The organism is Shewanella sp. 2_MG-2023, assembly GCF_030548905.1.
GTDB lineage: Bacteria > Pseudomonadota > Gammaproteobacteria > Enterobacterales > Shewanellaceae > Shewanella > Shewanella electrodiphila.
Map to the genome: position 1 here is coordinate 1 of NZ_JAUOSO010000007.1, position 18,805 is coordinate 18,805.

An 18,805-nucleotide genomic window follows, 5' to 3' on the forward strand; every position below is an offset into this window, starting at 1 on the left:
TGTAAGCTGTAAGCTGTAAGCTGTAAGCTGTAAGCTGTAAGCTGTAAGCTGTAAGCTGTAAGCTGTAAGCTGTAAGCCATTCAAGTCACAACTGTATGTGATGTTAGCAGTGCAAGTGATATAAGCGATGCAATGAGTTAACACCGTTAGCGCTATTTTTAGGGCACTGTCAGTGATGCTCTGGTCAGTAATAGCGGAGTTTATCCAACTCCTCGCCAGTTATGTAATGAGGTAAAAATTCCGCTTTATTCAGAATATAATAAGAGGCTTTTTGAGCCTCGTGCTTAAGCTTTGTTGCTCGCTAAGGTTTTTGTGACGGCTTTCGTGGAACTTGCTGCGAGCTTGGCTCATCAATTTGAATATATAGCTCTTGGTCTTGATAAGAATAAGGACGATAAGCATTGCCTGAGCAGCTGAAATAGCGATATGGCACGGCAATTGGCAAACAACCAACCGGTAAGGCCTGTAAAATTTGGATCTGTTGCTGCATACGTAACATTTCTTGCCATTGATGATCTTGTTGTACTTGATCTCTAACGGCAAAAGCATCAAAAGGTTCAGAGGCTTTGCGCACCACGACTTTACCTGCATAAGCAGGTGAAACTGACACACTCAATAGCATAGCAGTGATACTCATCATGACGACCAGCTTCATTCGCGTGTTCATAATTCGTATGTTCATAGTGTGACCTTTTAAGGCTTATCTTATTTTCAGTATAACAAAAAAAGCAGAGCTAAATAGCTCTGCTTTTCTAACCTCACTCCAATTTAAATCAAAACTTAACTAGCTGATTTAATTGAAACAAACTCTGGGTAGGCATCTACACCACAATCTGATGCATCCATACCGTTATACTCTTCTTCTTCGGTTACACGGATACCTACAGTCGCTTTAAGGACAAACCATACTGCGAATGAAGCCGCGAATACCCAAGCAAAGATAACTGCTGCGCCGTATAGCTGAGCACCAAAGTTTGCATCAGCATTTGACAATGGAACTAACATTAAGCCTAAGAAACCACATACACCGTGAACAGAAATCGCACCGACTGGGTCATCAATTTTGATACGGTCAAAACCAACAATCGAGAAGATAACAACACCACCAGCGACAATACCTGTAACAGCTGCCATCAATAATGATGGTGATAATGGGTCAGCAGTAATAGCAACAAGACCTGCTAATGCACCATTTAATATCATGGTTAAATCTGCTTTACCCCAAACAATCTTACAAACAATTAACGCTGACACTGCGCCAAATGCTGCTGCTGAGTTAGTGTTAACGAAGATTTTAGCGACTGCTGAAGCATTTTCTGCATCAGAAACCAATAACTGAGAACCACCATTAAATCCAAACCAGCCCATCCATAGAATAAACATACCTAAGGTTGCCATTGGCAAGTTCGAACCAGGAATTGGGTTTACTGAACCGTTTGCACCGTATTTACCTTTACGCGCTCCTAGTAGTAATACACCGGCAATAGCTGCAGCTGCACCCGCCATATGAACAATACCACTACCAGCGAAGTCAACGAAACCTGCAGCAGATAAGAAACCGCCACCCCAAGTCCAGTAACCTTCAATTGGGTAAATAACGGCTGTCAGTACCACAGAGAAAAGTAGGAAAGACCAAAGCTTCATACGTTCAGCAACTGCGCCAGAGACAATTGACATAGCTGTTGCTACGAATACCACTTGGAAAAAGAAGTCAGACTCAAGCGCATGGTCAGCACCATCTGCTTGTGAACCAATTAGCGAACCAAATGATGGCAACCAACCCGCTTCAACATTATCGACATACATGATGTTGTAACCGACTAACAGGTACATCACACACGCAATTGAATATAAACATACGTTTTTAGTTAAAATTTCTGTGGTATTTTTTGAGCGAACTAAACCTGCTTCAAGCATGGCAAAACCTGCTGCCATCCACATAACTAATGCACCTGAGATTAGAAAGTAAAACGTATCTAATGCGAAACGTAACTCAGTGACTGTCGTTCCTAACGCTGCTAACTCTTCCATTTCAGCCCCCTTATAGTGCTTCGTTATCAAGCTCACCCGTACGGATACGGACTGCCTGTTCAAGATCAGTTACGAAAATTTTGCCATCACCAATCTTGCCGGTATGGGCAGCTGTAGTAATTGCTTCAAGTAATACTTCTAAATTTTCTGCTTTAGTGGCAATTTCTAATTTCACTTTAGGAAGAAAATCAACTTGATATTCTGCGCCACGATAAAGTTCAGTGTGCCCTTTTTGACGACCAAAACCTTTTACTTCAGTTACAGTCATTCCTTCAATGCCCATTCCAGCAATTGCTTCTCGGACATCATCTAATTTAAATGGCTTGATGATAGCGCTGACGAGTTTCATCTCGACCTCCAAAAGTGTGATTGTTATATATTTGTTTCCAATTACAATTCAATCATTAGGCCAAACTTATAAACCTCTGTTTTTAAAGGGATATGATAAAAACAATAATATTTATAACGACAAAAACGCACCAACAAAGTGCAGCTCCATTTCAGTGCGCACAAGATTAGCGCAGAGAATTGAGTGCGATGGATTTACTTAAACTTGGTTAAATTGACGAGTTTAGTGGGAGTTTAAAAAGCCAGAATAAGGCGAATGACTAGCGGCAAATAAAAGTGTTAATAAAAGTACCCATAGAATAATAAAGCAATAAATATAAGTGGGTAAAAGATGAGACGGTATAAATATAGTCGGCCCCAATGGCACAAAAAAAGGCCCTCAATTGAGGACCTTTTATCAAATACCTAAGTTAGGTATTTCACTCTTTTCAGTCAAATATAACAATCTAATTCTGTTAATCTAATGACTGATTGTAAAGGTTACAGATTACCTGTTGAAGTGTCTTCAACAGTATCAACAGCCTCTACTGACTCTGTACGTTCTTCAGCCAATAAATCAGCTAATAAGCTGTCTACTTGAGTTTTATCTACCGCATCAGTTTCTGTCGCTTCTTCAGCTGCCACAATAACTTCATCAGCTTCAGCTGCAATATCAGCCTCTAAGCTCGTACCTAAATCAGCTAATAATGCTTCCTGGTCATCAGCTACTTCTTCTAAGCCAGCTTCAAACTCTAACGTGGCTTCAGATTGTGCAGCTTCATCTAATTGAGCCAATGCGGTTTCAGCATCAACTACATTATTAAGCTCTGACACGTCTTCAGCTTCTACAACTTCTTCAACGACAACATCTTTAACTGCTGGTACAGATGCTTCATTTTGAGATGCAGGCTGATTGAATTGAGCCATTAAGTCTTCTGCTAATTCAGGCTTCATAACCACTGCACCTACTGCAGCAGCTAACACAACACCAGCAACAACAAACTTAGTAGAACCCGACTTTTTCTCTTGCGCTTTTTCTGCCGCAGCTTTAGCTGCTAATTGCGCTTGAGGATTAGGCTGAGGCTTAATTTCAAGTTTAGATTTTGGCTTTGAAGCAGCTTCAGTATCATTGCTTTGTACTGGTGCTGATGTTGCAGCAGTACGTTGCTCTTGCGGCGCAGCAGCTTTAGGTTCTGCTTTTAAAACAGGCTCATTCGTTTGAATGTCTGCTTGCAAGTTGTCTCTGATATCAGAAATTGGTTCAGGTTTAACTTCTGGTTTAATCTCAGTTTTGACTTGAGGAGCGTCAACAGCAACATTCGTAATCGGCTCAGCCATTACGTTAACATTACTCACTTTTGCAGCCTGTGCTATCGGCGCCTCTGCAATAGGCGCTTCAGCCTTTGGGGAGGCGTATGCTGGCTCTTCGATAAATGGAGCGTTATATGAAGCAACAGGTTGTTCATCTGCCGCTAATTCAGGTAAAACGCCTTGCTCAGGGCCTTTAGTTCTAGCACCTAAGAATTGACCACCATCATAAATTTCCATTTTATGACTTGAAACATCACCTTCAACTACACCAGAGCTTACGATGACGAGACTGTTACAGTGTAAAGAACCTTTAAACACACCACAAACTCGTAATTCTTGACAGTAAAGCTCACCGTCAATTTCGCCACCTACTTCAATTTTAACTTGGTCTGTTGAACGAATAACACCTTTGACTTGACCAGCAATCAAAGCAGGCCCTTTTACTGTCATTTCCCCATCCAGTGAAGTTTCGGGACCAATAAAAGTCACCCCGTTTCCTTTGTTATTCATACCCAGCAGTATCCTTTTTATTATAAATTTTCGACTTATAGTAAACCAACTAAATTAAAACAACAAATAACATTGCATTTACATGTCATTCACTTTAAAACGAGGCTTATTTAGCTAATTCATTAATAACTTCAGTGTTTCTAAAATATATGTAATAATCCGCTTCGCTAACATAAGCAAACTATTGTTAAGGACTTCAATAGTTGGTTGTATTCAACAAGGACGTAAGATGATTTTATCGGATATATTCTTAGGCGATATTCCTGAGCCTCTGACTAAACAGCTCTGTCAAATTACTGAGCTACTCAAATGTAATACTATCAGCCATGATCCTCTCGACTTTCATTGGCAACAAGCTGATCAGCACAAAAAAATCCTTCTGCATTTTGTTGATGATCCTAAGCAACATATCCCAAATCTATCTGCAGAACTTATCTCTGAAGGCAAACACCTTGCTTTTTGCACTGCATTTAACTCAGATACTGAAACCTTACTAATCGCCAATGGTTTTCACGGTGGTTTGGCAGTGTCAGCTTCTATTATCGAAATCATCGAAGCATTAAAAAATATAGATAACAATAAACTCTATTTTAGCCATGATGCTATGTCGCACTATATTCAATCCCGTAAGCGCCAACCTATCACCCAACGCCAGACAGAGTTACTTTCATTAACCACTAAAAAAGAACAGCAAGTGTTGTCGTTAGTGTGCCAAGGCTTATCTAACGAGCAAATTGCTGCCAATTTAAGTATCTCAATCAATACCGTTAAAATGCACATTCAGAATATTTTCAAAAAAACCAATGTTTCAAGCCGAGGCCAGCTGTCTTATGTTTTCACTCAGGTATAAACACTATTTCGATAATTGAAAATGAAATGCCGCTATAAGCTAATTTAATTGCTGATATACTTTGCTATATGGAATGACTTTTTGGCTAATGAGTAGCAATAGCGTGACAACCAATTTATTACAGTTATATCGCGCTAAAATAGTGCAATCTAAATCAAGCTCTCGGGACTCAACCCACGATGTTCTGATTAATGATCCCGCTCAAGAGCAAGCGCTCACGGCACTAAACCAGTTGTTCATGCAACTTAATAATCAACAAACGATAACCTCTCCTTCAACTAAGTCCTCCAAAAGCCAATACGCCGCACCGTTAGGTGTGTATCTGTGGGGAGATGTCGGCCGAGGCAAAACCTTCTTGATGGATTTGTTTTACAATAATCTGAGCACTGAGCGTAAACTCAGATTACACTTTTATCGGTTTATGGCTGCTGTTCACCATCAACTTAATAGCAGTAAAGGAATTAACGACCCTCTAGTTCATATTGCACATCTATACGCTGACCAATATCAGGTTATTTGCTTTGATGAGTTCTTTGTTTCAGATATTGGTGATGCGATTATTCTCGGCCGTCTATTCGAGCATTTATTTAATCAAGGCGTCATTTTAGTCGCTACATCTAATATTGAAATTAATCGACTTTATGAAGGTGGGCTACAAAGAGAGCGTTTTTTACCTTTTATTGAACTATCAATTAAGCAAGTTAAACAGGTAGAACTTAACGGCTTGATTGATCACCGTATTAACCAAGCCCCTGCCGCACCACTGTTAGAACAAATTACTTTGCCTCTTACGATGGAGCACCAAGAATTTATTCAATTAGCTGGGAAATACTATCCCCATGAAGCAGCTGTTTGTATTAACAATGACAACATCATCATTTGTAATCGTCCAATTCCTTTTAAAGCCCGAGTAAATAAACTTATTTGGTTTAACTTTGCTGCGCTATGTGACGGACCTCGCTCTCAATTAGATTACATAGAAATTGCCAGTCAATTTGAACATGTCGTAATTGATGAAATACCGCAACTAGGTGGAGAAGTTAGATCTTGGATTAAAGCCAGAGGCACTGAAGATGCAGCTATTGGCACAAAGACAGGTGAACGTCAGCTAAATTACGCCACCAATGATGATCCAGCAAGGCGGTTTATTAGTTTAGTCGATGAGTTTTATGACCAAAAAGTATCACTGACAGTCTCCTCCTGCTTCAATATCAATGAGCTATACACTGGTGGTGCATTGTCTTTTGAGTTTAGAAGAACCATCAGTCGTTTAATAGAAATGAAGCGCTGGATTTAACACTTTGAGATGTTGGTAAAAAACCAATCAGTTATAAGGCTGGATTCAAGCTCTGAATCAGTTAATGCTAACTGCCAAGTACTAATTAAGCACCAAGCACCAAGCACCAAGCACCAAGCACCAAGTACCAAGCACCAAGTACCAAGCACCAAGCACCAAGTACCAAGTACCATGTATGGGAGCCTTATCTTATTGAACGGTATGTTTCATCACGTCACTAAAGCGGCGCATAAAGTTTTCAAATGCTTCATTATCAGGGTAGTCAAATTGATATTTATTATGAAAGTAAATATTAAGCGAAGTTCGGCCATCACTTAGGGTAATGGTATAGCCGTCATAACCCGTTTCTGCGTGCAAGCCACAAAGGTGATAGGTAGAGTTATAGCCAGCGTCACTTGCCTGCTTTTCACCAAATTCAGTGATTTTATTAAACACTTTCAGTGCTTGATAAATATCTATGGCATTTTTCATGGAAAGACTCCTGACTAGATACTGCAATTACGACGATGATAATCTTTTAAATAAGCAATACTTGATTTACGCATTTAGCGCTGAAAAAGATCACTTACTTATTCATTCATTTAGTCTAGGCGAGTGATAAAATAGAACAGTGATAAAGCTCGGAAAATCGTCAACGGAATGGCCAGATAATGTATCAATTTGCTTCAGCGCTCGTGGTGATGTAGTGCTTTTACTTGGTACATTTCTTTATCTGCTAGTTCTAAATACTGAATAACATCAAGTTCTTGTTTCGCCTTTCGAGAAGCAAACCCGACACTATAAGCAAGCTCAAATGGCTCATTACTTGTAGCATTATGCACTTTAAGTGCACGCTTAAAGCGCTCTAGTGCAAATGTCACATGACCATCATTACATTCGCAAAATAATACCAAAAATTCATCACCACCAAAGCGAGCAATAACATCAGAGTCTCTGAACTCTTGGGTCAATAAATTTGCAAAGCTTTTTAGTGCCCTATCTCCAGCATCATGGCCATGAGAATCATTAATTTCTTTAAAAAAGTCCAAATCAAAAAAGACTAAGCAACTGCCTACGTTATTTCTATCCCACGTCGCCATGGCTTGGTTTGCCAAGACTTCAAAACCACGGCGATTAGAAATCCCGGTCAATTCATCTAAGGTTGTTTGCTGAATAGACACTAACTCTGACACAACCATTTCAGCTAAATCTTTAAGTGCGACTTGATCTTCTTCGCCAAACTCACGAGGTTTATCATCAATGATACATAAAGTACCCACTCGCATACCGTTAGGCATGGTTAAGGGGTGGCCGGTATAAAAGCGAATATGCGGCGCTTGTGTAACAAGAGGATTATCACTAAATCGGGGATCAGCTGAGGCATCATTAATCACAAATGGCCCATCATGATGTATAGCATGACCACAAAATGAAATATCACGTGGGGTTTCAGTAGCAACAAGGCCTTGACACGATTTAAACCATTGACGATTTTCATCAACTAAGCTCACTAAACATATAGAGACTGAAAATAACCGTTTAGCTAATCGAGTAATACGATCAAAGCGCTCTTCTGCTGCTGTATCTAATACATTTAGATTCCGCAGAGTTTGTAAGCGCGCTTCTTCATTGTCGCGTATCGGTGCAGTCAACATGTTTCCAGCCCAGAGTGTCGAAGAGTAAGGTGTTGTTTTTATTATTAGCAGTAACGTATTTAAATTTCAATTCAATCAGTTACTAGATAACATTCAGCGTAGCAGCTTTAAGTTCACTCTGCTAAATATCTAAACCATTATTCTAATTAATCGGTTAAAAGTGAAGCGAGCTTCTATTTATTGTACTTAACTAAGCAGCTTCAGCCGCTTTTTACTTTTGTGATACTTATATTTTTCCTAAGCATCATGGCTAATTAAAGTTTTAATTAGCCATAGCAAATTTAACTAAAAGCCATCACTGATAACCAAAACTGCTACGGGTTAACTTCAGAGCCTAAAATATGCTGATAAATGTCAATAACCTGAGAGACGTTTTTATCTGCAACATCAGCATCTATTTGGCCCTTTTGTTGTTGTAAAGTCAGTCGATGATTTTCATCTCGTAACCAACAATAAGTTTGCGTCAGATGTTGTGCGGTCATCATAGGTAAAATTTCAAGCTCAGCTAGCACTTGAAAAATGCGTACATTATCAGACCAAATGGCTAACTCTTTATGCTCATTAGCGTTAGCAAGCACCAAATATTGCGCCATGAACTCAATATCAGCAATGCCGCCCACACTTTGCTTTAAATCAAACTTATCACTACTGACTTTTAGCAAATGGTCACGCATCTTAATACGCATGTCTCTGACGAGCTTTGCCAGTTCAGTGAGTTCTCGAGGCTGCGACAATACTTCAGTTCTGATCTCACTAAAGCGAGCTGCCAGTTGATTATCACCATAAACAAAACGAGAACGAACTAACGCCTGATGCTCCCAATTCCACGCTTCTGTTTGCAAGTATTCTTTAAACTGCTCGACTTCGGTAACTAATAAACCGGATGCACCTGAAGGTCTTAGGCGCATATCGACTTCATACAGCTCGCCAGATGTTGTGCGCGTGGCAAACAAATGCACAATGCGTTGTGCCAACTTTAAATAGAAATGGCCAATACCGATGGGTCTCTTGCCATCGGTTTCCCCGGTGTTGAGACTATTACGCAAGAATACTAAATCTAAATCTGAACCATAACCGAGTTCGATTCCGCCTAACTTGCCATAACCAATAATGGCAAAGCCCATTTTATCTGGACTTGTGCCTTCTGGTACTCCATGTCGAGCCGACACTTGATGCCATGCTTGCAGCACAACTTGTTCGATAATCGCTTCTGCCAAAAAGGTTAGGTGATCGCTCACCTCCATCACAGGTAAAACCCCTGTCACATCAGCAGCTGCTATTTTTAGCTGCTGAGACAACTTAAATTGTCGTAATGCTTCCATCTGCATTTCCATGTCATCTTCTGGCACACGCAGTAGATACTGTCTTAATTCACTTGTGTAATCGTCAACAGAGGTGGTGTCGTAAAGTTGCGATGGGTCGATTAGCTCATCTAACAACATTGGAAAGTTGGCTAACTCTTCTGCAATCCAAGGGCTAGCGCAACATAAGCTAATCAACTGCTGTCGAGCACCAGGATTTTCACACAATAGTTCAAGATAAGTGGTGCGAGTTAAAATCTGCTCTAACACACCAGACACTGCTTTTAATGCAACACTTGGAATAGGTTGTTCGAGCAATTCAGACAACAACCTCGGCATGAGTTTTTCAAGGGTTTCGCGTCCTCTAGGACCAATAGAGCGTTTTGTGGTGGTGGAGCGCCACTCAATTAATGTAGGCCAAAAGTTCGCATCATCCACTAAATGCTCATCCAATAACGCTGCTGCATTGTCAGGATCTTCAATCACCCATAATTGACTGGTCCAATGCTCAGTTTGATCATGTTCATCTTCACCGCCAACAGTCTCTTTAAAATGGCCGTGGATTCGCGCCATAGCATCGGTCACTTTGGCTCTTAATTCAGTTTCATCCTCGCATTTCATCGCAACACACAACCGCTGCCAATCCACACTATTGTCAGGTAGGGTTTGCGTCTGTTTGTCATCAATGGCTTGAAGTAAATTCTCGACGCGCCGCAGCAGAATATAACTGTGCTTCAACTCATCTACCGCAAGATATTCAAGTTGGCCTAAGTTATATAAAGTATCAATCGCACCGAATAAACTTTGTTGGCGCAATGACGGCTCCCTACCACCACGAATAAGCTGAAAACTTTGCACTACGAATTCAACTTCTCGAATACCGCCTGCGCCCAGTTTAATGTTATCGGTCAATTGACGTCGGCGAACTTCTTGGGCAATTAACTGTTTCATTTTTCTTAATGAATCGATTGCTGAGAAATCGATGTATCTTCGGTAAACAAAAGGCCTTAACAAATCATGTAAATCGTCACTGTATTGTGTCCAAGGGCCAAGCACTCGCGCTTTCACCATGGCGTAACGCTCCCAGTCTCGTCCTTGCTCTTGATAGTAATCTTCAAGACCACTGAAGCTCACAACCAATGGCCCGCTTTCACCATAAGGACGCAAACGCATATCAACACGAAACACAAAACCATCAACCGTAACTTGATCCAATAAGTTAACTAATCGCTGCCCCATTCTGATAAAAAATTGTTGATTGGCTTGAGCGCGTCGGCCGCCAATGGTTTCGCCGTGCTCTGGGAAGGTAAAGATTAAATCGATATCAGAGGAAAAATTCAGTTCACGGCCACCGAGCTTACCCATCCCGAGAATAAGCAAAGGTTGTGGGTTACCTTCTTCATCGCTAGGCGTGCCTAATTGCTGGCACATTTCTTTATAAAGCCAATCCCGTGCGGCAATAACTAAAGCTTCAGCAAGTGCAGATAAATCTAATAACGAGGATTCAACATCGGAATAATTTTTAAAATCGCGCCACGCTAAGCGCACCATCTGCAGGTTTCGATATTGACGCAGTGCTGATTTGACCGCCTCCTCTGAAGTCAGTACTTCAAGTTTAGCGTCAAGTTCTGCAGAAAAAGTCTGTCTGTCGACGTCTTCAACTAAGCCATTGAATAAACTTTCAATCCAGTGAGGGTTACGACAAAGTTGCTCGGCAATATAATCACTTAACCCAAAAACAGTCCTTAACTCTTGCTGCTGGGTTTGATTAAGTTTGTCTGCAACCTCAGGCCATTCATCAGACAGTCTTAACCAGTAACGTTCTGCAATGTTAGATAATTCGGCAGATAAGGCATTGTTACTTTGGTTTTGCATTATTATTCGATCCCTTCAGCAATTTACATACGGCGTTACACTTTCCAATCGACATATTATGTCGAAATGTGCTATACCATTCATAACAAAAGTTTAATGTAAGTCTTAATTGAATATGCCATTAAGATTACTATAACCTGTATACTAGTTATACCTAACCGTATAAATATTTGGTCGTAATTGAGCACATATTTATGCGGTTTGTTATTATATTTATAGATGAATTTCTTACCATTTGGAGAAAACATGGCTGGCATGCTTCCCCGTGTCCTCGCAGTATTTTCAACGATAATATTGTGCTTAACATTAACAGGTTGTGGTGACGACAGACCTGAAAAAATTGCTCAGTATCAGCAATTGTCTCAACAACGTTTGGGGCAATTAAACTCGATGCTCAATGCGGGTGAATTGCGTAATGCGACCTTGCTCAATCAGTACGCTAACTTACTTAAGCAAAGTAAACCTGATTTAGTCCCTTTATTAGATGAGCTCGCAAAAGATGCGGGAACATCAGGGCCAATGTTCCAGTCCCTACAAAGACGTACCAGTGAATTATCTGATTCAGCCAACTTCATCGATTTAGATCAACAGTTAGAAGAAGCGCAGAATATTTACCAAGCAGCTGATTCAAGTCTGTATAACGATATGCTGTCTGATCCAGTCAATGTTGTAGCCGATTTATCTGGCGGGCAGCTTGCACGAGTTAATTCTATCAGCCGAGAAGCTGCAGCACTGGCAAATGGCAGTGAAGATTTTGGCGCAGGTAGTCAACTTGTCGGTAACCCGTCTTATGGTAGCTGGCAAAGTAACTCCAGTGGCATGTCATTTTGGGCCTGGTACGGCATGTACTCGATGTTCTCAAATGTGATGAACCCAGTACGTTACGACCGTTGGTCAAATAACCGTGGTTACAGCTACTACAACGATGTAGGCCGTTACCGTTATACATCGCCAAAGCAGGCTAGTGCGCAAAATCGCACCTACGAGAACACCAAGAAAACGTTTAACTCTCAAGGTAAACAGTTTAATAGCCCGTACGCAAAATCTCGCACAGGCTCTACAAGTTTATCAAGACAAAGTACTTCAGCGCCAAAAGCCAGTACAACGGGCACCAGAAGTGCAAGTTCAAGTAAGTTCCGTTCGACCTACTCTAAAGACAGCAGTTTCCGTAATTCATCAAGCCGCACAACTCGCGGTGTACGCCGAGGCAAATAAGGAATAATCATGACATTTTTAACTGACTTCGGGCTCACCCTAGACCTGGCTATTATTTTAGCAATCGACATTACCATTGCGGTAGTTTTGTTAGCGCTAATGCGTTATCTACAAGGCTGGAGTGTGCGAGTCAATAGCCGTGCAGAATTAGCCGAACGCGATAACTTCGCTTTTGGTGTTAGCACAGCAGGTGCGGTTTTAGCCTTGGGTATTGTATTAACTGGTGCTATCACTGGTGAAGCTGCAAACTCTTATGCAATGGAAGCTATAGGCATGACCTTCTATGGTGTATTCGGTTTAATATTGATTAAATTTGGCCGTTTCTTACATGATAAAGTTGCGCTAAATGAAGTGGACAAAAACAGTCAAATCGTTAATGGCAATATGTCGATTGCTATTGTTGATGCCGCTGCCGCAATTGCTACTGCGATTATCATCCGCTCAGTATTAATGTGGGCTGAAGACATCACCCTTGATACCTTTATTGCTATTTTCACTGCGTTTTTGATTTCACAGCTAATGCTAGTGATCTTAACCCGATTCCGTGAGCATCAATATGCGAAACGTAATCAAGGTGATTCAATGCAAAAAGCCTTAGAACAAGGCCAAGTTGCTATTGCAGTGCGTCACAGTGGTTATATGATTGCGATGGCATTTACCTTTAATGCGGCAAGCCATTTCATCATTTATGACCCTTCTGCTTACTTTATGAATATTGTTGGTTGGTTAACCTTCTCTATTATCATGTTAATTGCACTATCAGTATTATTGGCCGTCGTTAAAAAGCTAGTACTGGCGCAAATTAACTTAACTGACGAAGTAGAGAAACAGCATAACGTCGGTGTTGCAGCCGTAGAACTTGCTATTAGTGTCAGTATCGCCCTTATTCTTGCGGCATTAATGGCGTAATTTGATGAATAACACTTTGCTTGAAAATGGCCAGGAGGGCAGCAACAAGCAGAGCAGTCCTTCTAAACGCAGCTTAGCTTGGTTCGATGATGCTCTTTTATTGGGCATTATGGCACTCCTTGCTGGCTGCGGTCTTATTTACGAATACCTCTTATCTCACTATGCGGGCCGTATTTTAGGCGCGCTTGAAGCCGCGATTTATACCATGATTGGTATTATGATTGTGTCGATGGGTATTGGTGCTTTTGCAGCTCGCAAAATTCGCTGCGCCTTTACTGGTTTTGCCTTACTTGAACTGACAGTGGCATTTTGTGGTTCATTGGCCATTTTAATCACCGCTGCAGTGATTGGCTTTGGTCAACAACTGCCATTAATAATTGCCAATACACTGGGCCTACCACCTGATCATATTCCTGACGGCGGCTTCATCGGTACCTTACAAAACTTAAGTGAATACTTACCTTATGTTTGGGGGGTTATTCTGGGCTTGATGATCGGGATGGAAATCCCACTGATTGCCCGTGTACGTCAATCGCTTTCAGAAGAACATCTGCTGCACAATGCGGGCACCATATACGGCGCTGACTATGTCGGTGCTGGTGTCGGAGCAGCCATTTGGGTTATGTTCATGCTATCGCTGGACATTCAACTTGCAGCAGCACTGACTGCCAGTGTGAATTTATTAGCTGGTTTTGTGTTTATCTGGCGTTTTTGGGATCAGATCCGCTGGGCAAAGTTGATCTTAACAGGGCACTTTATCGCCAGTGGCGTATTGGTATTATTGGCAATGCATGGCCCAAGTTGGGAACAAAACTTCAATAACCTGCTGTATAAAGACAAAGTTGTGTATGCAGAAGCCACACGTTTTCAGCAATTAACTTTTACTGAAAGATTGCGGGGTAATGGTCAAGCGCCTGTTTACTCGCTCTATATTAACGGCAGATTACAGTTCTCAAGTATCGACGAGCACATCTATCACAGCTTTTTAGTCCACCCTACTCTGGCAGCAAGTGCGAGACAGGACAATGTACTGATTATTGGTGGCGGTGACGGTCTAGGGCTCAAACAGGTATTAAAGTGGCAGCCGAAATCAGTCACGTTAATGGATCTTGATGAAAAGTTAGTAGATTTATTTAAGCAGCCACAAGACAACATGCCAGAGCATGTAAGCAATGCCATGTTGGCATTAAATGGTGATGCGCTAAACGATCCTCGAGTGACACTTATCTACGATGATGCCTTTAATGGCGTAGATAAACTGATTAGTGATAATCAAAAGTTTGATTCGATCATTATCGATTTGCCTGATCCAAGCCATCCCGATTTAAATAAATTATATTCTGATTTGTTTTACCGCAAACTGGCAGAATTATTAAGTGCTGATGGTGCTATGACGGTACAGTCGACCTCGCCTTATCATGCCCAACAAGCATTTATCTCGGTAGGTAACACTATCGAATCAGCCGGTTTTACGGTTGAGCAATATCATCATAATGTGCCTAGTTTTGGTGAGTGGGGCTGGACCATAGCAACGCGTTCTGGGCTCGATGCAAGAACACGCCTTGCTCATAACGAACAGTTACCCATCGAAGAAGATTGGTTAACGCCGGGGTTAATCCACGCTTCTTTTGAATTCCCCGGTAACTTTTATGATGACAAAGACAATATTAAGATTAATACAATTGGATCATTACAGCTTTATCATTACCACTTAGCGTCATGGTCTGAGAATCAAGGGATGAATCTTTTTTAATCTACCAAAAATAGCCTTGACATAATATGTCTAAGTGCTATCTTTGAAACCTAAGACATAATATGTCAACAAGGACAAATATGAATATCCATAAGATTGCTAATCACCTAACAGAACTCGGCGACGAGAGTCATACCGGTTTGAAGTTTGATTGTTTCCCAATTGACGGTGATGTCGAAGTATTACAAGTCAACGTTGCTGGTCGTGAAGAATTACCCGTATTCGTATCGGTAACTGACAACCAAATTTTGTGTATCAGTTACTTATGGGACGAGAGCGAAGTCAAAGAAGACACTCGCACTCAAATGTTTGAAACCATGCTGGAACTTAATATTCCAATGCCACTTTCATCGTTTGCAAAAATTGATGATAAGTATGTGGTTTACGGTGCACTATCCGTCACCTCAAGCATGGAAGAGATTGAACAAGAATTATCAGTATTGTCTGATAACTGTTTAGAAGTCATCGACGAACTTGTCGAATTTTTGAAGTAAGGAGCCATATCATGGGCATTTTAAATAAAATTTTAACGGCATTTCGCGGTGGTGCTAATGAAGTCGGTCAAAATATTGTCGACGCAAATTCTACCCGTATTTTTGAACAAGAAATTCGTGACGCTGAAAAGCATCTAACCAAAGCGAAGCGTGAATTAACTGATGTGATGGCCAAAGAAATGCAAGCCAGCCGTGAAGTTGACCGCCTAAAGCGCAGCATTACTGAGCATGAAGGTTATGCCACTCAAGCGCTTGAAAAAGACAACGAAGCTTTAGCTATCGAAGTCGCAGAGAAAATTGCTCAACTTGACCAAGAGCTTGCAGACCAAGAGTCAGCTAATACAAGCTTCTCTGCTCACGCAGTACGTTTAAAAGACTTAGTGAAGAAAACTGAACGTCAGTTAACTGATTACCAACGTCAGCTAAGCATGGTTAAGACCACTGAAAGTGTTCAAAAAGCCACAGCGACTATCACTGACTCATTTGCTTCAAGTAACTCGAAGCTAATGAATGCTAAAGATTCTTTAGAGCGTATCAAAGCGCGTCAACAGTCGTTTGATGACCGCCTACAAGCTTCTGAAGCCTTAGCTGAAGAAAACAGTGACAAGTCGCTGCACGCTAAACTAGCTGAAGCAGGTATTGGCGAGCAAAAATCTAATGCTAATGCTGTATTAGAGCGCCTAAAAGCGAAAAAAGGTTAATTAAGCTATGGGATTTCTAAGTGGCCTTTTCGGCAAGAAAGAAGCCCCAAAACGTCAGCTTGATCATGTAAACAAGCTACTCAAGGGAGATATGATCTCCCTTGATGATAGTTTTGCTTTACCTGAACAGTTACGTGGGCAGCAACTTAAAGTTGAAGAAGTACATACCTATGAGTATGAACGCTCACAGCAATGTGAGTGGTTACTTAGAGGTCATAGTGGCACAGCCATTTACCTCTCGTATCATCAAGAAGATGAAGCGTATTTAAGTTTTTCAATCAAAGTGAATCGAGCCGTTGTAGAACAGCTATTTGATTTAGACCAATTTGGTCAAATTTTTGAAGAACCAGGTAACGCTGAGCTGAAAACCCTTTCATTGTCCAATGAATTAGATAGCGAATACGGACGTTGGCTTGCTAGCGCATATCATCAAGTTGAGTTTGGCTGTTTTGGTTACTTCCACCGTGAAGATTACCGAGGTCAAAAACCACCTCAAGATGATAGCAGTCAGCACCGTGGTAATGCATTTGAAAGCTATTCATTGGTTAATAATGAAGATTCTCAAGCCGTCGATATTGAAGTGTACGAAGGCGGCGATACAGATGTAATGTTAACCTTGTATCGTCCAGTGACTGACATTCGCGAGTTTTGGCCAGCAAGTTAATCTTCGCAATTTAAGGAGTAACACCTGACATGAGTAAAGGTAAATCATTACCAGATACATGGATTAAAAATCAGCAAGCAGCAAAAGCAACTCAAGTAGCTTTTGACCTCGATGAAAAGTTTCAATACTTAATTCGTAAAGCTGCGCTTGATGCAGGTGTTAGCCCTTCAGATCAAATTCGCTCTATCTTAGGTTTAGAAGTGACAAAACGTCCTAAACGACCAAGATTGACCGTGTCATTAAGCCAAGATGATTATGTCATCCTGGCCCAACGGTATGGATTAGCATCAGACGCACAGCTTGAAATTAAAAAGCGCGTGCTTGATGATTTAGTCCAATTTGTTGATGTGTAATTTGTTAGCCACTGATTACGGTTAATACCGTAATGATATTTATCGAACATAAAACACGCCTTTGAGCGTGTTTTTTTATGCCTTGAGATTGTCTCGCCACAGTTACATTGTTAGCATCATTGCAAAGATTTATTGTATAAACGGATTTTTAACATGAGTGAAAAAAAACGCTGGTCACTGAAAGCCTTAAATGGTCCTAGTCCATTTGATTTAGCCATGATGGTGTTATCACTGTTTTCTGTCGTCGTGGTATTAGTCCTGACATTCAGTCATGTCGACCCTGAGACAAGACAGCTATTACTGTTTATCGATCTCAGTATTTGTATGATATTCATGTCGCGATTCTTCTATGGCCTAATCAAAGCCAGCAATAAAAAATTCTATCTACGCCATCATTGGATCGACTTTGTTGCCAGTATTCCTGCCATTGAAGCCCTGCGTATCGCCCGTGTATTCCAAATTCTTCGAGTCATTAGGCTTATTAGAGTTAGCCGCGCACTCATCGTACCGTTACTAAAACAACGTAAACAAACCACATTAGCCAGCCTATTACTAGCAATGGTGTTTATCTTAACCACCGCTTCTATCGTGATTTTATTAGTTGAGGCGGGTGTTGAAGGTGCCAATATTGAAACCGCTGAACAAGCAATTTGGTGGACACTCGTGACCATTTCAACTGTAGGGTACGGTGACTATTACCCTGTGAGCAGTGTCGGCCACGTTGTTGGGGCAATTGTTATTATGAGTGGCGTGAGCTTTTTTGGTGTTATCTCAGGCTATATGGCGTCAGTATTTGTTGCGCCAGATGAAAATGAACGCAATGAAACCAATAAAAATGAGATTAAATTTGAGCTTGAAAAAGCGATTTCCAGAATGGAGCAGAATCAAGCTCAAATGGAAAAGAACCAACAGCAGATGCTGGAAGAAATTACCCGCTTGCGTAAAGAGATCAATAATAAATAGTCGGCGCAGAGTAAATTAACCTGTGCTTTCATATTAATGTTTGATAAATCATAATAAAGTCTGAGCATTTATAATATAGTTTGATGATTTCTAGATTTGAATCGAATCAAAATCTAAATCAAGGTCGTGGCGCTTCGCCCACACCAGACTAAAAGGGAGTGAACTGCGACTCCCTCTATACTCTTTATTAAAGAATTAGGCCCCGCAGCTCCGGCGAAATGTAAACAGCAAAATTTCCAACGGAGAATGATCCAGCTTTAAACTTCATTTTGAGTCCGCTTCGGCAAGCTACAAAATCACTAACGCTCACGATGAGGCGTCCCTTCCCCTCGAAAGCTAGCCAGACATCCTTGTCTGGACTCACGCGATTTTCTTACTTGCCTCAATTCAAATTGTGCATTCTTAGAAGATCGAAACACCTATACAACTTGAGCTTTTTAGCTCTTTAAATTGTCACGAATACAGTCAAATCGAAGAGATGAAAATTCCGGTGTAAGCACGGCTGTGACCGTCCATGACATGGACGTCATGGCCGAGCTTTCAGGGATGAACTTGCTGCGTGTCATAGTCGTGCTTGCACGATAGCCTGCGGCAGGCAATGAATTAGATTGAAGTGA

Annotated in this window: 17 protein-coding genes; 10 read left to right on the forward strand and 7 right to left on the reverse strand. The window is 41.1% G+C overall.

Annotated features, from left to right (window positions below; translation table 11 throughout):
- Window positions 1–301 precede the first annotated feature (301 nt).
- The 4 genes from Q4600_RS08605 to Q4600_RS08620 all read right to left on the reverse strand — a co-directional run bounded on the left by Q4600_RS08605 (window position 302) and on the right by Q4600_RS08620 (window position 4,179).
- Complete coding sequence (locus tag Q4600_RS08605) at window positions 302–682, reverse strand: hypothetical protein (RefSeq protein ID WP_241906419.1); 381 nt, start codon at window positions 680–682, stop codon at window positions 302–304.
- 98 nt (window positions 683–780) lie between these two features.
- A complete protein-coding gene (locus Q4600_RS08610; protein WP_229369187.1) occupies window positions 781–2,031 on the reverse strand; it encodes an ammonium transporter in 1,251 nt (416 codons plus the stop codon).
- A 10-nt stretch (window positions 2,032–2,041) separates the two neighbouring features.
- A complete protein-coding gene (locus Q4600_RS08615) occupies window positions 2,042–2,380 on the reverse strand; it encodes a P-II family nitrogen regulator (RefSeq protein WP_102528246.1) in 339 nt (112 codons plus the stop codon).
- 479 nt (window positions 2,381–2,859) lie between these two features.
- Window positions 2,860–4,179 (reverse strand): polymer-forming cytoskeletal protein, encoded by a 1,320-nt coding sequence (locus tag Q4600_RS08620; protein ID WP_303515348.1) that lies wholly within the window; start codon window positions 4,177–4,179, stop codon window positions 2,860–2,862.
- Window positions 4,180–4,408: 229 nt separating this feature from the next.
- Between Q4600_RS08620 and Q4600_RS08625 the strand changes: the two genes are divergently transcribed.
- Together Q4600_RS08625 and zapE are read left to right on the forward strand one after the other, a co-directional pair.
- Window positions 4,409–5,029: a response regulator transcription factor gene (locus tag Q4600_RS08625; RefSeq protein ID WP_102528244.1), complete on the forward strand. Its 621-nt coding sequence runs from the start codon at window positions 4,409–4,411 to the stop codon at window positions 5,027–5,029.
- An 88-nt stretch (window positions 5,030–5,117) separates the two neighbouring features.
- Window positions 5,118–6,326: a cell division protein ZapE gene (gene zapE, locus Q4600_RS08630; protein ID WP_303524382.1), complete on the forward strand. Its 1,209-nt coding sequence runs from the start codon at window positions 5,118–5,120 to the stop codon at window positions 6,324–6,326.
- Window positions 6,327–6,515: 189 nt separating this feature from the next.
- Here the strand turns inward: zapE and Q4600_RS08635 are convergent, their stop codons facing one another.
- The 3 genes from Q4600_RS08635 to glnE all read right to left on the reverse strand — a co-directional run bounded on the left by Q4600_RS08635 (window position 6,516) and on the right by glnE (window position 11,142).
- Window positions 6,516–6,797, reverse strand: coding sequence for a DUF3081 family protein (locus tag Q4600_RS08635; protein WP_102528242.1), 282 nt, complete (start codon window positions 6,795–6,797; stop codon window positions 6,516–6,518).
- Between the two features lie 194 nt (window positions 6,798–6,991).
- A complete protein-coding gene (locus tag Q4600_RS08640; RefSeq protein WP_303515354.1) occupies window positions 6,992–7,960 on the reverse strand; it encodes a sensor domain-containing diguanylate cyclase in 969 nt (322 codons plus the stop codon).
- Between the two features lie 314 nt (window positions 7,961–8,274).
- On the reverse strand, window positions 8,275–11,142 hold the full coding sequence (glnE, locus tag Q4600_RS08645; RefSeq protein ID WP_303515693.1) for a bifunctional [glutamate--ammonia ligase]-adenylyl-L-tyrosine phosphorylase/[glutamate--ammonia-ligase] adenylyltransferase: 2,868 nt from the start codon (window positions 11,140–11,142) through the stop codon (window positions 8,275–8,277).
- Window positions 11,143–11,382: 240 nt separating this feature from the next.
- Here glnE and Q4600_RS08650 point away from each other — a divergent pair, with 240 nt between their 5' ends.
- From Q4600_RS08650 to Q4600_RS08685, 8 genes are all read left to right on the forward strand, one after another.
- On the forward strand, window positions 11,383–12,351 hold the full coding sequence (locus tag Q4600_RS08650) for a hypothetical protein (RefSeq protein ID WP_102528239.1): 969 nt from the start codon (window positions 11,383–11,385) through the stop codon (window positions 12,349–12,351).
- Window positions 12,352–12,360: 9 nt separating this feature from the next.
- Window positions 12,361–13,260, forward strand: a complete 900-nt coding sequence (locus tag Q4600_RS08655) for a DUF350 domain-containing protein (protein ID WP_303515357.1) — start codon at window positions 12,361–12,363, stop codon at window positions 13,258–13,260.
- 4 nt (window positions 13,261–13,264) lie between these two features.
- Window positions 13,265–15,013, forward strand: coding sequence for a polyamine aminopropyltransferase (locus Q4600_RS08660; protein WP_102528237.1), 1,749 nt, complete (start codon window positions 13,265–13,267; stop codon window positions 15,011–15,013).
- A gap of 80 nt (window positions 15,014–15,093) precedes the next feature.
- On the forward strand, window positions 15,094–15,507 hold the full coding sequence (locus Q4600_RS08665) for a YjfI family protein (RefSeq protein WP_102528236.1): 414 nt from the start codon (window positions 15,094–15,096) through the stop codon (window positions 15,505–15,507).
- Between the two features lie 11 nt (window positions 15,508–15,518).
- Window positions 15,519–16,208, forward strand: a complete 690-nt coding sequence (locus Q4600_RS08670; RefSeq protein ID WP_102528235.1) for a PspA/IM30 family protein — start codon at window positions 15,519–15,521, stop codon at window positions 16,206–16,208.
- Between the two features lie 7 nt (window positions 16,209–16,215).
- Window positions 16,216–16,872 (forward strand): hypothetical protein, encoded by a 657-nt coding sequence (locus Q4600_RS08675; RefSeq protein ID WP_102528234.1) that lies wholly within the window; start codon window positions 16,216–16,218, stop codon window positions 16,870–16,872.
- Window positions 16,873–16,901: 29 nt separating this feature from the next.
- Complete coding sequence (locus tag Q4600_RS08680) at window positions 16,902–17,225, forward strand: hypothetical protein (RefSeq protein WP_102528233.1); 324 nt, start codon at window positions 16,902–16,904, stop codon at window positions 17,223–17,225.
- Window positions 17,226–17,378: 153 nt separating this feature from the next.
- Window positions 17,379–18,188 carry an ion transporter gene (locus Q4600_RS08685; RefSeq protein ID WP_102528232.1) on the forward strand — a complete coding sequence of 270 codons (810 nt, stop codon included), beginning with the start codon at window positions 17,379–17,381 and terminating at the stop codon, window positions 18,186–18,188.
- Window positions 18,189–18,805: the final 617 nt, after the last annotated feature.

What these genes read in the sequence shown, in the direction of transcription:
- Q4600_RS08625 (WP_102528244.1), top strand. Translation starts at nt 4,409, where the DNA reads ATGATTTTATCGGATATATTCTTAGGCGATATTCCTGAGCCTCTGACT.
- Q4600_RS08650 (WP_102528239.1), top strand. Translation starts at nt 11,383, where the DNA reads ATGGCTGGCATGCTTCCCCGTGTCCTCGCAGTATTTTCAACGATAATA.
- Q4600_RS08685 (WP_102528232.1), top strand. Translation starts at nt 17,379, where the DNA reads ATGAGTGAAAAAAAACGCTGGTCACTGAAAGCCTTAAATGGTCCTAGT.
- Q4600_RS08620 (WP_303515348.1), bottom strand. Translation starts at nt 4,179, where the DNA reads ATGAATAACAAAGGAAACGGGGTGACTTTTATTGGTCCCGAAACTTCA.
- zapE (WP_303524382.1), top strand. Translation starts at nt 5,118, where the DNA reads ATGAGTAGCAATAGCGTGACAACCAATTTATTACAGTTATATCGCGCT.
- Q4600_RS08680 (WP_102528233.1), top strand. Translation starts at nt 16,902, where the DNA reads ATGAGTAAAGGTAAATCATTACCAGATACATGGATTAAAAATCAGCAA.
- Q4600_RS08675 (WP_102528234.1), top strand. Translation starts at nt 16,216, where the DNA reads ATGGGATTTCTAAGTGGCCTTTTCGGCAAGAAAGAAGCCCCAAAACGT.
- Q4600_RS08660 (WP_102528237.1), top strand. Translation starts at nt 13,265, where the DNA reads ATGAATAACACTTTGCTTGAAAATGGCCAGGAGGGCAGCAACAAGCAG.
- Q4600_RS08640 (WP_303515354.1), bottom strand. Translation starts at nt 7,960, where the DNA reads ATGTTGACTGCACCGATACGCGACAATGAAGAAGCGCGCTTACAAACT.
- Q4600_RS08655 (WP_303515357.1), top strand. Translation starts at nt 12,361, where the DNA reads ATGACATTTTTAACTGACTTCGGGCTCACCCTAGACCTGGCTATTATT.
- Q4600_RS08635 (WP_102528242.1), bottom strand. Translation starts at nt 6,797, where the DNA reads ATGAAAAATGCCATAGATATTTATCAAGCACTGAAAGTGTTTAATAAA.
- Q4600_RS08615 (WP_102528246.1), bottom strand. Translation starts at nt 2,380, where the DNA reads ATGAAACTCGTCAGCGCTATCATCAAGCCATTTAAATTAGATGATGTC.
- Q4600_RS08605 (WP_241906419.1), bottom strand. Translation starts at nt 682, where the DNA reads ATGAACATACGAATTATGAACACGCGAATGAAGCTGGTCGTCATGATG.
- Q4600_RS08665 (WP_102528236.1), top strand. Translation starts at nt 15,094, where the DNA reads ATGAATATCCATAAGATTGCTAATCACCTAACAGAACTCGGCGACGAG.
- Q4600_RS08670 (WP_102528235.1), top strand. Translation starts at nt 15,519, where the DNA reads ATGGGCATTTTAAATAAAATTTTAACGGCATTTCGCGGTGGTGCTAAT.
- Q4600_RS08610 (WP_229369187.1), bottom strand. Translation starts at nt 2,031, where the DNA reads ATGGAAGAGTTAGCAGCGTTAGGAACGACAGTCACTGAGTTACGTTTC.